Here is a 16,831-nt window from a genome sequence, read left to right on the forward strand (position 1 = left end):
GGGCGCCAGTAGAATGCGCTGGGCTCAATGGAATACCGCCGATGACCGCCGAAGCCGTTTCCCCTGCCATCATTCCATCGCATAGCGCCCGGCGCGGCCTGCTCTGGTTTGCGCCGCTCACAACGTTGTGGCTGCTCTTGATCTATCGTTGGCCGGCGATCCCGGACAGCGGCGTTCCGACCACGTTCCACCAGCTCGCGGCCCACGGACTCATCGCTCTGGGATTGTGGCTCGGCCTCGAACATACGAGCCTGACGCCGGGTCAACGCCGCGCGACCTGGTTGGCGATCATGATCACGGACACGCTGTGGTTCGCCGTCGCTTGGAGTGCTGCTATCAATGGCATCTTCCACCCGGACGCCACGGTTTTACCGGCGTTGCCATCGGCTATCTTGCTGCCGGTGATCATCGGTGCGCCGCTGTTGCTGTTCTCCAGGCGGGTCGGGCAGGTGCTCGATGCGATACCGGCGAGCTGGCTCGTCGCGCTTCAGCTCTACCGCGTATTCGGCAGTTGGGCGCTCGCGGCGTGGCTGCATGGTGCGCTGCCCGGCGTATTCGCGGTGCCGGCAGGCGTCGGCGACGTGCTGACAGGGCTGTTCGCGTTGCCGACGGCGATCGCGCTGGCGACCGGCACAGCCGAGGGCCGGAGGGCAGCAACTCTGTGGAACATCCTTGGCCTTGCCGATTTCGCCGTCGCGATCACCATGGGCATAATCACCTCGCCCGGCCCGTGGCAATTGATCGTTCCGGATGTGCAGAGCATCGGCGCTGGCGATTATCCGGGTGTGCTGACCCCTGCTTTCGTGGTGCCAAGCTCAATCCTGCTCCATCTTTTGTCGCTGCGCCAGCTGCGCCGCCGTAGCAGGGCGGAGATTGCGCGACGATAGGAATGCGCCTCGCGACTGTACGAATTCGGCATCAGCGCCGACTGGAACGAGTGCATTCAGCCCGTCACGCCGATACCGGATAATCGGGGGCCGCTCCCGCCATCAATGCCTCGACTATCGCCGGCAACGAGCCGAGCCGGCGCCTGCAGCGGCTAGAGCAAGATCCCGAAAAGTGGGAACCGGCTTCCGGAACAGATCAGGCTCCAACGAGGAGTTGGACCAGGAAGGCGATTCAACGAAACGTCATCCTGGTCTGGAGCGATTCTGGCAGACGATCTCCGCCGCAAGGTCCGTAGGCCTATACGCCCGACGGCGACATCCAATTTAGAATTTGAGATCGGCGCCTGCCCGCAGCAGCAGCCAGTAGAACAATCCGGTCGCCCCACCCGCAAGCAGCATCGCCAGCAGGAAGCCGCCATGCGTGTGCGTGAGCGGCAGTCCTTCTGTATTCATGCCGAAGATGCCGACGATCAGCGTTCCCGGCAGAAGCAGCGCGCTCATGACCGCCAACGCCTTCAGGCTGCGGTTGGATTCGTCCGCGAGTTCCGCCGCGACCTCTTCCTGCAGCAGCCTTGCCCGGTCGTTGACCATGACGACTTCGCGGTCCAGCCTTTTGAGGCGAGCCGCCAGCTTGCCCAATATCTCATGCGCGCCGGCCGATAATTCCCAGCCGGCACGGTTCTCGTCCAGGAACAGCGCGACCTGTGCCGCGATCGGCCGGTGCAGCGACACCCCCAGGCGACGCACCTCCTTGATCCGGCGCCTCTCGTCGGCAAGGCGCTCGGTGACGAGACGGTCCTCGACCTCGTCAAGCTGCTTCGTGGCCAGCGCCAGCCGCCCGCTCGCGCTTCCGCAGAAGGCAAGCACGATAGCGCCGAACAGCTCGAAGGCGGTCGCCGGTTGGAACCCTTGCGAAAGCGCCTTGTTCACCTCTTCCACAGCCGCCAGCGAATGGCGGCGGCCGGTCACCAGCAACCGGTCCGTCACCGCGAAATGCAGCCTGCCGATGGTGGTCGACCTTCGCCCGATCTCGCCATGCAGGTCGGCGGCGATCCCGTGCACGACGCCCTTTTCATGCGCCAGCGCCATGCTGTCCTCATGGCCTTCGAGGATCGCATGCGCCGATTGCGGCAGCGCGCAGGCATGGCTGATCCAGGAATGCGCCCGCTGGTCGATGAGATCGACATGCAGCCAAACCCAGCCGTCCGGCGCGGCAAGCGCTGCTTCGATGTCCTTCGGCGCGATCGGCTGCGGCGCTTGGCCTGCGGCGCCGCGATAGGCCCAGATCAGGCCGGGCGCGTGATGGCGGCTGTCGTCCCAGGCAAGCAGCGTCAGATGCGATGCGTCATTCATGGCCGCTCAATCACATGCTCGAAAGCAAGACGGCGCCGGAACCGGCGCCGTCGATGTTGCTGGTCAGGCAAGAACCGCCGCTCAGAAAACGTGACGCAGGATCACGAACAGCACGAAGGCCAGAGCGATCGAGCAGGGCAGCGTGAGCACCCAGGCCAGCAGGAGGTTGCGCACGGTCGACCACTGCAGGCCGGAGCCGTTGGCCGCCATGGTGCCGGCGACGCCGGACGACAGCACGTGCGTCGTCGACACCGGCAGGCCGAAACGGTCGGCCATGCCGATGGTGATCATCGCGACCAGCTCGGCGGCGGCGCCCTGGCCATAGGTCAGGTGGCTCTTGCCGATCTTCTCGCCGACGGTGACGACGATGCGCTTCCAGCCGACCATGGTGCCAAGGCCGAGCGCCAGCGCCACGGCGATCTTCACCCACAGCGGGATGAACTTCGTCGCGTTGTCGACCGCCTTATGGTAGTCAGTCACCGACTTCAGGTCGGCGTCCTGCATCGGCAGTAGCTTCTTCTTGTCGATCAGCTTCAGCGCTTCGCCGATCAGGTATATGTCGTTGCGCGCGTTGCTGACCAGGTCGGTCGGCACGTTGTCGACGGAAGCGTAGGGCTGCAGCCCGGCGGTGGTGTTGTGGATATAGGTCTGCAGCGCAACGGTCGTCTGATCGTTCCATGTCTTGCTGCGCACGGCTTCCTGCACGGCTGCCTTTGCGGCGTTGGCATCGGCAACGGTGACGCCGGGCTTGGCATATTTGCCCAGCGCCGTCTCGACGCTGGCGGAGGCCGACTTGTAGGCTTCGAGATAGTTGATGTCGGGCGTGCGGTTGAGCGCGTAAGCCGTCGGCACGACGCCGATCAGGATCAGCATGATCAGCCCCATGCCCTTCTGACCGTCATTGGAACCGTGCGCGAAGCTGACGCCGGTGCAGGTGAAGATCAGCAGCGCGCGGATCCACCATGGCGGCGGCGCATTGCCCTTCGGCGCTTCGTAGAGCGCCGGATTGCGCACCAGGAGCTTCATGGCATAGAGCAGGATGGCGGCGGCGAAGAAGCCGACGATCGGCGAGACTAGCAAGGTGATGCCGACATTGGTCGCCTGGCCCCAGTCGACGCCGCTGGTGGCGCTTCCGGCCGGGGCCATGAACTGGTTGGCAAGGCCGACGCCGATGATCGAGCCGACCATCGTGTGCGAGCTCGAGGCCGGCAGGCCGAGGAACCAGGTGCCGAGGTTCCACAGGATGGCGGCGACCAGAAGAGCGAACACCATGGCGAAGCCGGATGACGAGCCGACCTGCAGGATGAGCTCGACCGGCAGCAGCGACAGTATGCCGAACGCCACCGCGCCACTCGAGGTCAAGACGCCGAGGAAATTGAAGACCCCCGACCACATGACGGCGAATTCGGCCGGCAACGACCGCGTGTAGATGACGGTGGCCACTGCGTTGGCGGTGTCGTGGAAGCCGTTGACGAACTCGAAGCCCAGCGCAATCAGAAGGGCGATGCCGAGCAGGATCCAGGGCACCGTCTTGGCGATGGCCAGATCCTGGCTCAGCGCATAGCCGACATAGATGATGCCGACGAGCACCAGCACGCCGAAAGCCGGCAGGAACCATTTGGCACCGCCCGATTGTTCTAGGGGATGATCCGGTCTCGGGATCCCCGCCTCACTGGAAACTACGTCCACCATTGTCCCACTCCGTTTGCATTGCAGCAAAGAACCGGGGAGGACGCTATGTCCCCAGGATGAAGCTGGTGTGACGCTCTTAACAGTTTGGTCACCACCAAACAGTTTGGTCACTACCAAACAGTTTGGTCACTACCAAACCGTTTGGCGACCTATCCGGCTATCTTCAGGAGCGAGGACACCAGAAGCCTGCGCTCGTCTTCGGACAGCACGTCTGAATCGAACAGATTCATGCTGCGCATCCCCTCGATGGCGAGATAGCAGACCAGCAGCGAGCCGAGGTCGTCCGTCTCTCCCTTCAGCCGTTCGAACAGCTGGTGCTTGAAGGCCTTGATCGGCGTCAGGAAATCGGGATCTTCGGCGATCGCCGAGAACATCCAGGACGCCGAGGGTTTCGGCCGCTCGCAGTCGTCGGCCGACAGCTTGATATAGGCTGAGAGCACGCTTTCGTGGCCGGCCTCGGTAGCGCGTGTTTCCAGCGCCTTCTGGAAATCGCTGAGATAGCTTTCGACCAGCCCCTGCATCAGCTTGGCCTTGGTTGGGAAGTTGTAGAGCAGGCCGCCTTTCGACACGCCGGCGCGGCTGGCAACCGCCTCGAGCGACAGGCTTCCCGGACCAGCCTCGCGCGCCACGTCGGCGGCGGCGGCAAGTATCTTTTCGCGTGAGTTGGCCCTGGGTACTCTCATCGCGCTTCCCCCTACATTAGCCTAGGCGGAATTGACAAGACCGTCCAGCCGGTACAGTAAGGCGCCCGCCATTTGAAATCGGGACTTATCGTCGATATGTGTCCCGGCATCGATTGTTTTGCCGGTTGCCGGCTCGAGGGGAACCATCCGTGAAGCGCTTTTTCATCATCGCCGGATTTTTGCTTTTGCTCGCTCTGGTGTGCGTCGGCATCGTAGGCTTCAACTTCATGCGCGATGCCGGCATCAAGCAGTATTTCGCCACCATGAAGCCGCCGGCCGCGACGGTCTCGACAGTGACCGTCGAGCCTTCGAAGTGGACGCCCGGCGTCGAGGCCATCGGCACCGTCAACGCCGTACGCGGCGTCGATCTCACCCTCGAGACGAGCGGCATCGTCAAGGACATCCTTTTCCACGCCAACCAGAAGGTTGCCGCCGACGCGGTGTTGGTGCAGCTCGACGATGCCGTGGAGAAAGCCGATCTGGTGGCGCAGAAGGCGCAGGCCGCCTCCGACCAGGCGGCGCTAACCCGCGCCATCGAATTGCAGCGGCGCGGCGTCGGCACGGACGCGACGCTCGACGCCGCGCGTGCGGCGGCCGACGCCTCGGCCGCGCAGGTCAACAAGCTGCAGGCAGTGCTCGACCAGAAGCAGTTGTCCGCGCCCTTCGGCGGCACGGTCGGTATCCCGAAGATCGACGTCGGCCAGTACCTGGCCCCCGGCAACGCGGTGGTGACGATCCAGGATTTGGACACGATGCGGGTCGACTTCACGGTACCCGAACAGCAGCTGCCGCTGCTCAAGATCGGCCAGACCGTCAAGCTCGGCGGCAACCTTGCCGACATGTCCTTTGCCGGCTCCATTCGCGGCATCGACCCCAAGATCGATCCGGCAAGCCGGCTGGTCTCGATCCGCGGCGAGGTCGCCAATCCGGAAGGCAAGCTGACGCCTGGCCAGTTCGTCCAGATCCGCGTCGAGCTGCCGCAGGAAAACAACGTCATCTCCGTGCCGCAGACGGCGGTGACGACGAGCCTCTATGGCGATTATGTCTTCGTGGTCGAGCCGGCGAAATCTGCCGAGGGCGCGGCGCCGGCTCCGGCAAAGCCGGACGAGCAGAAGGCCGGCGCCGGCAAGGCGGCCGGCGATGCCGCCAAGCCCGCCGACAACGCGGCAAAGCCGGCGGACGCGAAGCCGGCCGACAAGGCGTCCGGCGACGCCGCAAAGCCGCCAGAGGCCGCGCAGCAGCCTGCGCTCACCATCTCGCAGGTCTTCGTCAAGCTCGGCCGCCGCAACAACGGCATGGTCGAGATTGCCGAGGGCCTCAAGGCCGGCGACCAGGTCGTCACGGCCGGCCAGAACCGGCTCTTCAACGGCATGTCGGTTGCCGTCGATAACACCATCGATCCCAGCAAATCGGCGAACAAGCAGGTTCAGCAATGAGCTTCTCCGACCTCTTCATTCGCCGGCCGGTGCTCTCGACGGTGCTGGCCTGCCTGATCCTGCTGCTCGGTTTCCAGGGCATCTTCGGCCTGTCGATCCGTCAGTATCCTAAGGTCGACGAGACGGCGATCACCATCACCACGGCCTATCCCGGCGCCAGCGCCGACCTGATCCAGGGCTTCATCTCGGCCCCGATCGCGCGCGCCGTCGCCTCGACCGAGAACATCGACTACGTGACCTCGTCCAGCCGTCCGTCATCGAGCGCGGTGACCGTGCAGATGAAGCTCGGCTCCAATCCGGATGTGGCGCTGGCAGAGGTGTTGTCCAAGGTCCAGGGCGTGCGCGGCACCTTGCCCGACGCGTCCAAGGACCCGGTCATCGTCAAGGGCACCGGGCAGCAGTTCGCGATGATGTACATCTCGATGCAGAACCCGAACATGACCAAGGAGCAGCTCACCGAATATATCGAGCGCGTCATACGGCCTCGCATCTCGACCGTGGAAGGTGTCGCCGACGTCCAGATCTTCGGCGCCCAGGAATATTCCATGCGCATCTGGATCGACCCCATCCGGCTCGCCGCCCGTGGCGCCACCGCCGTGGACGTGCTGACCGCGATCAACAACTCGAACTTCCTGTCGGCGCCCGGCAACACCCAGAACGAATATGTGGTCTCCTCGATCACCGTGCATTCGACCCTGCAGACGCCCGAGGCCTTCGCCCAGTTGCCGATCCGCTCGACGGATGGCCAGGTGGTGCGCCTGCGCGATGTCGCGCGTGTCGAGCTCGGCGCGGAGAACACCGACACCAGGGTGAGCTTCAACGGCAAGCCGGGAACCTTCCTGGCCATTTTCCCGACGCCCGCGGCCAACCCGCTGACGACGGCGGCGGCGCTGACCAAGCTCGTGCCGCAGATCCAGGATACGCTGCCGAAAGGCATGACGATCGAGGTCGTTTACGACGCGACGGGCCAGATCAGCGCCTCGATCGAGGAGGTGTTCAAGACCATCGGCGAGGCGGTCGCCATCGTCATCGTGGTCATCCTCCTGTTCCTGGGCTCGTTCCGCTCGGTGATGATGCCGATCGTCACCATCCCCCTGTCGCTGATCGGCGTCTGCTTCATCCTGTTTGCGGTCGGTTATTCGATCAACCTTCTGTCGCTGCTGGCCATGGTGCTGGCGATCGGCCTTGTCGTCGACGACGCCATTGTCGTGGTGGAGAACATCCACCGCCACATGGAGGAAGACGGCATGTCGCCGATGCAGGCGGCCTTCAACGGCATGCGCGAGATCGCGACGGCCATCGTGGCGATGACCGTGACGCTGGCCGCCGTGTTCGCCCCGCTTGCCTTCACCGGCGGCCTCACCGGCGCGCTGTTCCGCGAATTCGCGGTGACGCTGGCCGGCTCGGTGGTGCTGTCGGGCCTGATTGCCATGACCATCACGCCGATGATGTCCGCTCGCCTGCTGAAGCCGGGCCAGCACGGCCGCTTCCAGCGGATCGTCGACGGAACCTTCAGTCGCGTCGAGCGCGTCTACGAACGGGCAGTCACCGCTTCGCTCAGGAACCGGCCGGTGACGCTGATCATCGTGATCGCCCTCGTCGCGCTGACCGGCTTCATGTTCACCAAGACCTCGACCGAGCTGGCGCCGGAAGAAGATCAGGGCTTCCTGCTCTCGATCGTTACCGCGCCGCGCTACGCGACATCGGATTACACCGAGACCTACGTCAACCAGATGCTTGGCCTGGTGAAGGATATTCCCGAGACCAGGGCGCAATTCTCCGCCGTCGCCTTCGGCGGCGCGACCAACGGCGCCTTCGTCGGCTTCGCCTTCAAGGACTGGGCGGAACGCAAGCGCAGTTCGAAGGAGCTCCAGGCCGACATCCAGGGCCGCCTGGCCAAGGTGGCCGGCGTCGAAGCCTTCGTCTTCGCGCCGCCGACGCTGCCCGGCTCCGGCGGCGGCCTGCCGATTTCCATGGTGGTGCGCTCCACCGGAGCTCCCTCGGAGGTCTTCGAGCAAGCGGAGAAGATCAAGAGCAAGGCGCAGGCCTCCGGCCGCTTCATCGTCGTGCAGAACTCGATGTCTTACGATGCGCCGCAGGTGACCGTGACGATCGACCGCGAGCGCGCGGCAGCATTGAACTTGCCGATCGCCGATATCGGCAATACGCTGACGCTGCTTGTCGGCGGCTCGGAAGTGGCGCAGTTCGACCGCGACTCCAACAGCTACGACATCATTCCGCAGGTGCCGCAGGAATTCCGCGACAATCCCGACAAGCTCGGCGAGTATTTCGTGCGCAGTGTCGACGGCAAGATGGTGCCGCTGTCGGCGGTCGTGAATATCTCGACCAATGCCTCGCCGGCGGCCATCGAGCAGTTCAACCAGCTGAACTCCTCGACGATCTCGGCTTTGCCTCTGCCCGGCGTGACCACCGGCGACGGCCTGAAGGTGCTGGAGGACCTCGCTAAGGAGACCCTGCCCGACACTTTCTTCGTCGACTATTCCGGCCAGTCGCGGCAGGAGAAGGAACAGGGCAACACCATCCTGATCGCCTTCGCGGCGGCGGTGATCGTGATCTATCTGGTGCTGGCGGCCCAGTTCGAGAGCTTCCGCGATCCGCTGATCATCATGATGGCGGTGCCACTGTCGATCTTCGGCGCGATCGTGCCGCTCAACATCGGCCTGGGGACGCTGAACATCTACACCCAGGTCGGCCTGATCACGCTGATCGGCCTGATCACCAAGCACGGCATTCTGCTGGTGGAATTCGCCAACCAGCAGCGTGAAATACATGGCATGCGCCGACGCGACGCCATCATCGCTTCGGCCAAGGTGCGCCTGCGGCCGATCCTGATGACCACGGCGGCCATGGCGCTCGGCGTCGTGCCGCTGATCGTCTCCAGCGGCGCCGGTGCGGCCGCGCGCTATTCGATGGGCCTGGTCATCTTCACCGGCATCCTGGTCGGCACCATGTTCACGCTCTTCGTCGTGCCGATGTTCTACACCTTCATCGCCAGCAAGGACTTGCCGCATCTCGCCGAGAAGCCCGATCCAAAGCTGATGCCGGCGCTGCCGAGCTGAGACGGCAAACGAAGCGAAAAACAAAAGAGGCCGGAAATTCCGGCCTCTTTTTGGTGGTCGCCCCACGGCTTCGGCGCTATCCCGAAGGCGGCAACCCGCCTGCTACTTTACCCAGCCCGTTACTTGACCCCAGCCTGCTACTTGACGATCACGATGCTGGTGTTGCCGGGGCCGAAGGCCTCGACGAGCTGGTAGAAGTCGGCCGCCGCATCCGGATGCAGCCGCACGCAGCCATGCGAGGCAGGACGGCCGAGACGGCTGATGGCATAGGTGGCGTGAACGGCGTAGCCGCCGCTGAAGAAGACCGAATGCGGCATCGGCGCATTGTCGTATTTTTTCGAATACCACATCTCATGCAGGCGGGTCGGCTTGAACGAGCCGGTCGGCGTGATGTGCCTCCTGTCGCCGGTCGACACCTTCCAGGTGTAGGTCGGGCGGCCATCGACCGTGACTTCCATGATCTGCTGCGACAGCGAAACCTTGGCGACGATCTGGTTGGCATGGGCAGTGTTGCCGGCGCCGAAGAGCAGCGTCGCGCCGGTGAGCGCGGCGGCGGTGACATTGATAAGCTTGGCGGAAATGGCGGTATGCATGACGATCCCTCTCTGTTTTTGGCCGGTCGCGCCGGTTTCAATTCGATGGACCGCCTTATCGAGGACGCCTGTTTCAGATCAATTTCGCTTGATGCTCGTTTTTGTTTCGAATTTGTTTCTCGAAGTTAACAGAGAAGGTCCCGGAACTGAGTCCGCCGCAAGGTGCGGCTCGCTCCACCTTGCAACCAAATCGTATGTTGCAGTGCAAACGAAAGCCAATTTTGCCCGTATGTGAAAGCAGGGCGGCCAATTTCGAAACCGATTTGCAACAAAGTGCGTCTCCGGCGGCATGATGTGGATACAGGCCGGCGTCAGGTTTGACGCAACGGGAACAGACATCTGCAAACGAAAATGGGCAGGAAATCGAAACTCCGCTCCTGGCTTCCCAGGATCAGCGTCGCGGCGATCGTGCTCGGCGGCGCCGGCTCGGTGGCCGGCAACCCGGCGACGACGCTGGCGGCGGTGAATTCCGGCGAGGTTTCGACGCTGCACATGGCTCTGTTCATCGCCACGGTCTGGATTTTGTCCAGCCTGCGCGTCCACCGGCTGAAGGCCCTCTGGCGGGTCGGCCTTCGGCTGATGAGGACACGCGGCCCCTCCGGCTACTTGCTGCCGAGAGGACCGAAGGCCCGCGCCGCAGCGGGGGGCTCCGTCAGCGGCGCGGGCGCTTCGGGAGTTTCCTGAAGCACCGACGATTTCGAGATTGGGGATTTAAAGAGATGAAGACGAAATTTGCCGCTTCTGTGCTTTCCGCGCTGCTTTACGCGCAGGGCCTGCTCGGCTTCGCGGCGCTGGCGACGGTGCTGCTCAAGGAGCGCGCCAAGGCCGAGATAACCGCTAGCGCCGACCTTCCATCCGGCCCCTCTGTCATCGTGGTGCGCTGAGCGCCGGGCGTCGGACCCGGAATGACCACGCTTGGGAAAACCGATGCTCCAACGCCTCGCCGACCGGAACTTACTCGTTGCGTGGGACCGGCGGATCGAAACGATAGCCGGCGCCCCTGATGGTGGTGATGGTCTCGGTGTCAAGCTTGCGGCGCAGCCGCACGATGCGCGAGTCGATCGAACGGTCGAATGCGTCGGCATTCTCGGCCGGCGCCGCGGCAATGATGTCGTCGCGCGTCAGCACCTTGCGCGGGCTCGCCAGGAACAGCCTGAGCAGCGCCACCTGCCCCGGAGAAAGCTGATCCTCCGACCCCGATCGATGCATCACCATGGCCGACCGCAGATCGACGGTGGCGTTTTCCAGCACGATCAGTTCGCCGCCGGCCCTGCCGCGTCTGGTCAGCAGGCCGCCGATACGCGCGGCAAGCTCGCGCACGTTGAGCGGGCTTTCGATGACGTCGGCAGCACCCAGCTCGAGCGCCAGCACCTTGTCGACGAGGTCGCGCGGCCGGCAGATCAGGACGAAGTCGGGACCGCCCTCGCCACCCCCGCCCTGGCCGCTGTAACGCCTGAGCAGTTCGCGGCCCTCGGCCTGGGTGACGTCGTCGCCGACGACCACGATATCGATGCCGCCGGCCGAAAGCAGCGTCTCCGCCTCCCAGGGCTGGCGCGCCTGGCGCACATCGTGCCCGCGCCGGTCGAGATGGTCAGCGAGATTTTTGGCCACCACCTCGGCGACGGACACAAGCGCTATGACGGATCGTGCGGCCATTTTCTTCACCCCGCCACAGACAACTCGAGATGAGTGCTGGACATCATGTTTATACCCAATCTACTTTCCACCGAAAGCGGGAGCGAGCGCGTCGTGAAGGCACGCATCATCGTCGTCGAGGACGAACCGGATCTGAGGGAGGCTGTGGCCGAATATCTCGGCGCCAGCGGCTATGACGTCGTCACGGCCGAGAATGCGGCCGCCGCGCGCGCGCTGTTCGAGGCGCAGTCCTTCCACCTTGCCATCCTCGACATCGCCATGCCTGGCGAGGACGGGCTGTCGCTCGGCCGCTGGCTGCGCTCGAAAACGCAGATCGGCGTCATCTACGCCACGGCCGCCGGCACCGCGCTCGACCGCATCGTCGGGCTGGAGCTCGGCGCCGACGATTATATCGTCAAACCGTACGAATTGCGCGAGGTGCTGGCGCGCGTGCGCAGCGTGCTGCGCCGCGTGCCGCAGCCGGCCGAGCCGCAGGCGCAGAAGGCCGAAACCGGCAATCGCCGCTTCGTGAATTTCGGCGGCCTCCAGGCCGATTTCGACGGCCGTCTGGTCATCGGCGCCAATGGCGCGGTCATCGAGATGGCCAAAAGCGAGTTCGACGTGCTCGAGGTTTTTCTCACCCGCGCCAACCGGCTTCTGACGCGAGCGGCGATTTCGGAAGCCATCGGCTTCGTGGAGGATCCGGAATCCTCGCGCGCGGTCGACATCCGCATCATGCGGTTGCGAAAGAAAATCGAGGCCGATCCCGCCAACCCGAAATTCCTGCGCACGGTACGCGGCGAAGGCTATATCTTCTCGCTGCCGAGCGGCGACGGCAATTGAACCAGCCCAATGCATGTTGCCCAAAAATGCGCAGCGGTTTTGGGAACGACATGCATCGAAATACGGACTTGAATCGCGTCGCTCGAATCCGTTTCGACGCGACGCACTTCAAGCGGGCTCCGAGAGACGGCCGACCATGACTGCTGACACAGCACGCGCCGATACGCATGGCTCGCGCCCGGGCGGCGCCGCTATGGCGGCTGTCCATGTCGTGCGCCGCCTGCGCGAGGCAGGCGACTGGCAGCGCGAGATGGACGACATACTGGGAACAATGTGCCGCAAGATGGATTGCCAGCGCGGCATTCTCTTCCGCCTGCGTGAATTGCCGGGTGAAGGCTTCGCCCAGTCCGTCGCCGCTTATTGGATCGACCCTGACTTCGGCGGCGAGCTGGCGTCGCCCTCGGTGATCATGCAATCGATCATCAACTCGGACTCGCTGCTGGAGCAGTTGCAGGAGGATGAGCGGCAAGGCAAGATTTTCTCCGGCCACACACGCGACCTCGACGGTTTCCTGCGGACCGATTTCGAGAAGCAGAACATCAGGTCGTTCCTGTCCGTCTCCGTGTTCGCGCATGGCCACCTCTGGGGCACGCTGGCCGTCAACGACTGCGTCGCCGAGCGCGAATGGACTGACGAGGAAGAAGCGACCCTGCACATCATCGCCCTGGCGATCGGCGACGCTATCGAGCGCTCGCCATCCGAGGCGCATGCCAGCGAAGTGATCCGCCGCACCATGCTGCAGGCCTCGCTCGACGCCATCATCGTCATCGACGAGGCCGGCTCGATCATCGAGTTCAATCCAGCCGCCGAGAAGATGTTCGGCTTCCAGCGCAGCGCCATCCTTGGCAAGGACCTGCTCGATACCATCGTTCCGATATACTATCGCAAGGGCTATGCCTCGGGCGCCGAATACATGGCCGGGCGCGGCGCGCCGATGGTCGGCCAACGGCTGGAGACCGTTACGCAGAACGCCGCCGGCGAGATTTTCCCGATCGAGCTGACGGCGACCGAGATGCGCGTTGCCGACCGCCGTCTGATCTTCGGCTCGATCCGCGACCTGCGCGAAAAGCTGCAGGCCGAGGAAGAGATCAACCGCCAGCGCGAGAAGCTGCACCAGAACGAGAAGATGGCGGCGATGGGCTCGCTGCTTGCCGGCGTCTCGCATGAGCTCAACAACCCGCTGGCGGTGGTTGTGGCGCAGTCGACGCTGCTGCACGAATTCGCGAGCGATCCGCAGACCAAGGTCCGCGCCGAAAAAGTGCGCGCCGCCGCCGAGCGCTGCGGCCGCATCGTCAAGAGCTTCCTGTCGATGGTGCGCCTGCACCCGACTGAGCAGGCCGAGACCGATCTCAACCAGGTGGTGCGCTCGGCGCTCGAAGTCACCGCCTATGGCGCGCGCTCCAGCGGCATCGTCATCGACACCGATTTCGCCGGTGGGCCACTGCTTGCCATGGCGGATGCCGACCATGTCACCCAGGTTGCCGCGAACTTCTTGATCAATAGCCAGCATGCGCTGGCCGGCGTCGAGGGCGAACGGCGCATCAAGGTGCGGACTTTCCGCGGCGAGCGCGGCAATCCGGGCTTCTCCGTCGAGGACAATGGCCCCGGCATTCCCGAGGCGATCCGCTCGCGCATCTTCGAATCCTATTTCACCACCAAGCCGGTCGGCGTCGGCACCGGCATCGGCCTGTCGATCTCGAAATCGATCGTCGAACGCCACAACGGCAACATCTGGTTCGAGGAGGTCGAGCCGCACGGCGCGCGCTTCGTCGTGCAATTGCCGGCGATCGCGGGCAACGGCACCGCGCCCGGCGAAGGTCCGGCGCGTTCGAGCGGGCTGCGCCATGCGCTGGTGATCGACGACGAGCCGGACGTCGCCGCCTCGTTGTCCGACATACTCGAGCTGATGGGCGTGAAGTCGCGCGTCGTGGCAAGCTGGACATCGGCGGCCGACGTGTTGAACGGTCACATGCTGCCTGACATCGTCTTTTCCGATCTGCGCATGCCGGGTACCAGCGGCATGGCGATCTACCGCGAACTGCTTTCCCAGCGGCCCGCTCTGGCCAAGCGCTTCGTGCTGGTGACCGGCGACATGATCGGCGCCAAGGCGGAGATCGAAGCGCTGCCGCCGCAGCAGCGCCCGCAGATTCTGGAGAAGCCTTTCTCGACGCTCGACGTCCGCGGCATCCTCTCGACCGTCGCCGACGAGGTCGCCGCCGCCGCCGACAACGGCGCCCACATCTGAGTTGACTAGCGCGGAGCCGACAGGGAAACGTGAGGAAGGTGCGGCGAAACCTTGTTCTGGCGCCGCCGCGGGGTCTGTTGAGATTCAGGTCAGGCCGGCCTCACCTGAATATCGGCAGGCCCCAAAAAAGAGGCTCCCGACCGACTTTCGGCGGGAGCCTGACTCGAGCGCAGGAGGGTGCGCTCAGGGGAGGTCTTAAAAAACGTTCGGCGTGCTGGTGAGCGGCGCGGCGCTGGCGATCATGCGAACCGCGCGCTCCCGGTGCTGGCCAGACTGCTCGGCGATGGCGCGCAGGCAGTCGACGCTCTCGGCGCCCCAATTCTGGCCCTTGCAGGCAAAGTCGATCGAGGGTTCCGGCAGGCGGGCGGTCTTGAGCGTGGTCTGGGCGCCCTCGATGACATTGGCCGGCGGATTGATCGAGGCGAAAGCCGGGCCTGAGGCAGGTGCCGCCAGCATGGCGACAAGGGCGCACGCGCCGATCAGCATGAACATCGCCATCGGATGGTCGCTGGCGCGCTGGCGCAGCGCAAGCTTCGGCCGGCGGTCATTGCGTTCCGGCACATCAAGGCGGCGATTGGCGTCGGCGGCGCGAGCTTTCGCGAACATCGTTGTTCCCTTCGTTATCTTTCTTTTTTCTATGAAACGAACATAATCGCACCAGGTAACAGCCGGATGATCGGCGGCGGCTGCCTGTGTAACAGGATTGAAACAGGCCGCTCGACGCGGCAGCATCCAATCCGCGGCAACCATTCGGCCGGTCATTGAAGCGGTCGGCGCAGATGTGCGCCTGTCGCGCCCGGCCGACTGTAAACAGCCTCACACTGCAGTGCCTGAAAATCGAATGCACCGTGGCTGCCTGCCGCACGCTCGATATCAATCGAAACATGCCCATTCCGAGGCAGGTGGCGGCGGCCGCAATCGCTGTTCTGCTTCCTCGATTAAGACCCGGATTTTCCGGGATTTTTCCGGCTCGGGCGAGGCCAGACTTGCCGCCACGGAATTTCCACATTTCCGCAAGCCATTGCATTTCAAAGAAAAATATGTTTATATTGAATGAGTATTCAACAAAAAGAAGAGCATGCCCATGAACCCGCACCTCCGTGACGTGGCGATCCCCAACGATTGGGACCGGCGGGGTTTGCCGGGGTGGAGTTACCATTCCAACGCCCTTCTCGAGCTCGAGAAGGAATATGTCTTCCGCAATCACTGGCAGATCGCCGGCCATGTCTCCGACGTGCCCAACGCTGGTGACTATCTGACCATGGACGTCATCGGCGAGCGGGCGCTGATCGTGCGCGGCAAGGACGGCGTCGTGCGCGCCTTCAACAACATGTGCCGCCACCGCGGCAGCCGCGTCGTCGCCGACAGCCAGGGCACCTGCAAGAACGCGCTGGTGTGCCCGTTCCATGGCTGGGTCTACAATCTCGACGGCACGCTGCGGGGCGCCGCCCGTCCGCGCTCCTTCCCCGAGCTCGACAAGACCGAGTTCGGCCTGATGCCGCTCGACCTCGAAATCTGGATGGGCTTCATCTTCATCCGCTTCCGCAAAGGCGGTCCGCAGCCTTCGGTGGCCGAGCTCTTGAAGCCGATCGAAGCCGAGATGGCGCATTACAAGGTCGCCGACATGGTCCCGTCCTGGGGCATCTGGACGCAGAAGTCGCCTGTGAACTGGAAGTCGGTGCGCGACGTCGACAATGAAGGTTATCACGTCGCCATGGCGCATCCGGCGCTGCAGGACCTCTATGGCGCGACCTATTTCGACGAACCCTTCATCAACGGCGTGTCGCGGTCCTTCGCCACCTACAATCCGCATGCCGGACGGCGCTGGAGCGTCAACCAGTACATCAAGCTCTCGCCCGAGCCGACGCACCTGCCGGAGCATCTGCGCAAGGCCTGGATCTATTACGGCATCTTCCCCAACAACGCGTTGTCGATCATGCCGGAATCCGTCCAGTTCTATCAGGAGTTCCCGCTGTCGACCGGCGAGACGCTGCTGCGCGGCGCCATCTACCGCTACAAGGACGAGACGCGCGAGCAGGCCGCGGCGCGCTACCTCGCCTACCGCATCGACCGCGACACGATGAGCGAGGACGTCCAGCTTTCCGTGTGGTCGAACGAATCCATGCTGTCGGAAGCCTTCGAGGGCTTCTATCTCTCCGACCTCGAATATGGCGTGCGCACCCACCATGACCATCTGCGCAAGCAGGTCCCGGTGCTCAATCTGGAGACGGCGCCCGAGGAGAAGGACATGTGGGGGCTGAACGACGCGCTGCGGTCGAGGGGGTAGAGCGAGGCGCCGGAGCTGCTGATCTCCCCCCTGTATGGACTGGGGACATCGCGAACAGGTGTGCGAAGACATCGCGAACAGTTTCGTGCGTTTTGCG

The 16,831-nt window shown here is 64.1% G+C and carries 15 protein-coding genes; 9 read left to right on the forward strand and 6 right to left on the reverse strand.

Annotation, left to right across the window (positions count from 1 at the left end; genetic code table 11):
* Window positions 1–41 precede the first annotated feature (41 nt).
* Entirely contained in the window at window positions 42–887 is an 846-nt protein-coding gene (locus FJ956_RS27670) for an MFS transporter (RefSeq protein ID WP_140683461.1), read from the forward strand.
* A 324-nt stretch (window positions 888–1,211) separates the two neighbouring features.
* On the opposite strand, the gene FJ956_RS27675 is transcribed toward FJ956_RS27670, so the two are convergent.
* From FJ956_RS27675 to FJ956_RS27685, 3 genes are all read right to left on the reverse strand, one after another.
* On the reverse strand, window positions 1,212–2,240 hold the full coding sequence (locus tag FJ956_RS27675) for a CorA family divalent cation transporter (RefSeq protein ID WP_140683458.1): 1,029 nt from the start codon (window positions 2,238–2,240) through the stop codon (window positions 1,212–1,214).
* 81 nt (window positions 2,241–2,321) lie between these two features.
* Complete coding sequence (locus FJ956_RS27680; RefSeq protein ID WP_140683455.1) at window positions 2,322–3,932, reverse strand: inorganic phosphate transporter; 1,611 nt, start codon at window positions 3,930–3,932, stop codon at window positions 2,322–2,324.
* Window positions 3,933–4,081: 149 nt separating this feature from the next.
* Window positions 4,082–4,615: a TetR family transcriptional regulator gene (locus tag FJ956_RS27685; protein WP_140683452.1), complete on the reverse strand. Its 534-nt coding sequence runs from the start codon at window positions 4,613–4,615 to the stop codon at window positions 4,082–4,084.
* 149 nt (window positions 4,616–4,764) lie between these two features.
* Between FJ956_RS27685 and FJ956_RS27690 the strand changes: the two genes are divergently transcribed.
* A complete protein-coding gene (locus FJ956_RS27690; RefSeq protein WP_246672216.1) occupies window positions 4,765–6,051 on the forward strand; it encodes an efflux RND transporter periplasmic adaptor subunit in 1,287 nt (428 codons plus the stop codon).
* Entirely contained in the window at window positions 6,048–9,131 is a 3,084-nt protein-coding gene (locus FJ956_RS27695) for an efflux RND transporter permease subunit (protein ID WP_140683449.1), read from the forward strand. The genes FJ956_RS27690 and FJ956_RS27695 overlap by 4 nt, the downstream gene beginning before the upstream one ends.
* A gap of 137 nt (window positions 9,132–9,268) precedes the next feature.
* On the opposite strand, the gene FJ956_RS27700 is transcribed toward FJ956_RS27695, so the two are convergent.
* Window positions 9,269–9,724 carry a L,D-transpeptidase gene (locus FJ956_RS27700; RefSeq protein ID WP_140683446.1) on the reverse strand — a complete coding sequence of 152 codons (456 nt, stop codon included), beginning with the start codon at window positions 9,722–9,724 and terminating at the stop codon, window positions 9,269–9,271.
* 351 nt (window positions 9,725–10,075) lie between these two features.
* On the opposite strand from FJ956_RS27700, the gene FJ956_RS27705 reads away from it, so the two are divergent.
* A complete protein-coding gene (locus tag FJ956_RS27705) occupies window positions 10,076–10,408 on the forward strand; it encodes a hypothetical protein (protein WP_140683443.1) in 333 nt (110 codons plus the stop codon).
* A gap of 35 nt (window positions 10,409–10,443) precedes the next feature.
* Window positions 10,444–10,608: a hypothetical protein gene (locus FJ956_RS27710; RefSeq protein WP_140647442.1), complete on the forward strand. Its 165-nt coding sequence runs from the start codon at window positions 10,444–10,446 to the stop codon at window positions 10,606–10,608.
* Between the two features lie 70 nt (window positions 10,609–10,678).
* Here the strand turns inward: FJ956_RS27710 and FJ956_RS27715 are convergent, their stop codons facing one another.
* Window positions 10,679–11,380 (reverse strand): response regulator transcription factor, encoded by a 702-nt coding sequence (locus FJ956_RS27715; RefSeq protein ID WP_140683440.1) that lies wholly within the window; start codon window positions 11,378–11,380, stop codon window positions 10,679–10,681.
* A 93-nt stretch (window positions 11,381–11,473) separates the two neighbouring features.
* On the opposite strand from FJ956_RS27715, the gene FJ956_RS27720 reads away from it, so the two are divergent.
* Window positions 11,474–12,202, forward strand: coding sequence for a response regulator transcription factor (locus FJ956_RS27720; RefSeq protein ID WP_246672215.1), 729 nt, complete (start codon window positions 11,474–11,476; stop codon window positions 12,200–12,202).
* A 136-nt stretch (window positions 12,203–12,338) separates the two neighbouring features.
* Window positions 12,339–14,447, forward strand: coding sequence for an ATP-binding protein (locus FJ956_RS27725; protein WP_246672214.1), 2,109 nt, complete (start codon window positions 12,339–12,341; stop codon window positions 14,445–14,447).
* Between the two features lie 195 nt (window positions 14,448–14,642).
* On the opposite strand, the gene FJ956_RS27730 is transcribed toward FJ956_RS27725, so the two are convergent.
* Window positions 14,643–15,053, reverse strand: a complete 411-nt coding sequence (locus FJ956_RS27730) for a hypothetical protein (RefSeq protein WP_140683438.1) — start codon at window positions 15,051–15,053, stop codon at window positions 14,643–14,645.
* A 97-nt stretch (window positions 15,054–15,150) separates the two neighbouring features.
* Between FJ956_RS27730 and FJ956_RS27735 the strand changes: the two genes are divergently transcribed.
* Window positions 15,151–15,504, forward strand: coding sequence for a hypothetical protein (locus tag FJ956_RS27735; protein WP_140683435.1), 354 nt, complete (start codon window positions 15,151–15,153; stop codon window positions 15,502–15,504).
* 27 nt (window positions 15,505–15,531) lie between these two features.
* A complete protein-coding gene (locus tag FJ956_RS27740) occupies window positions 15,532–16,734 on the forward strand; it encodes an aromatic ring-hydroxylating dioxygenase subunit alpha (protein WP_140683432.1) in 1,203 nt (400 codons plus the stop codon).
* Window positions 16,735–16,831: the final 97 nt, after the last annotated feature.

Origin of the sequence: Mesorhizobium sp. B2-4-3 (assembly GCF_006442815.1) — a bacterium.
Classification (GTDB): Bacteria; Pseudomonadota; Alphaproteobacteria; order Rhizobiales; family Rhizobiaceae; genus Mesorhizobium.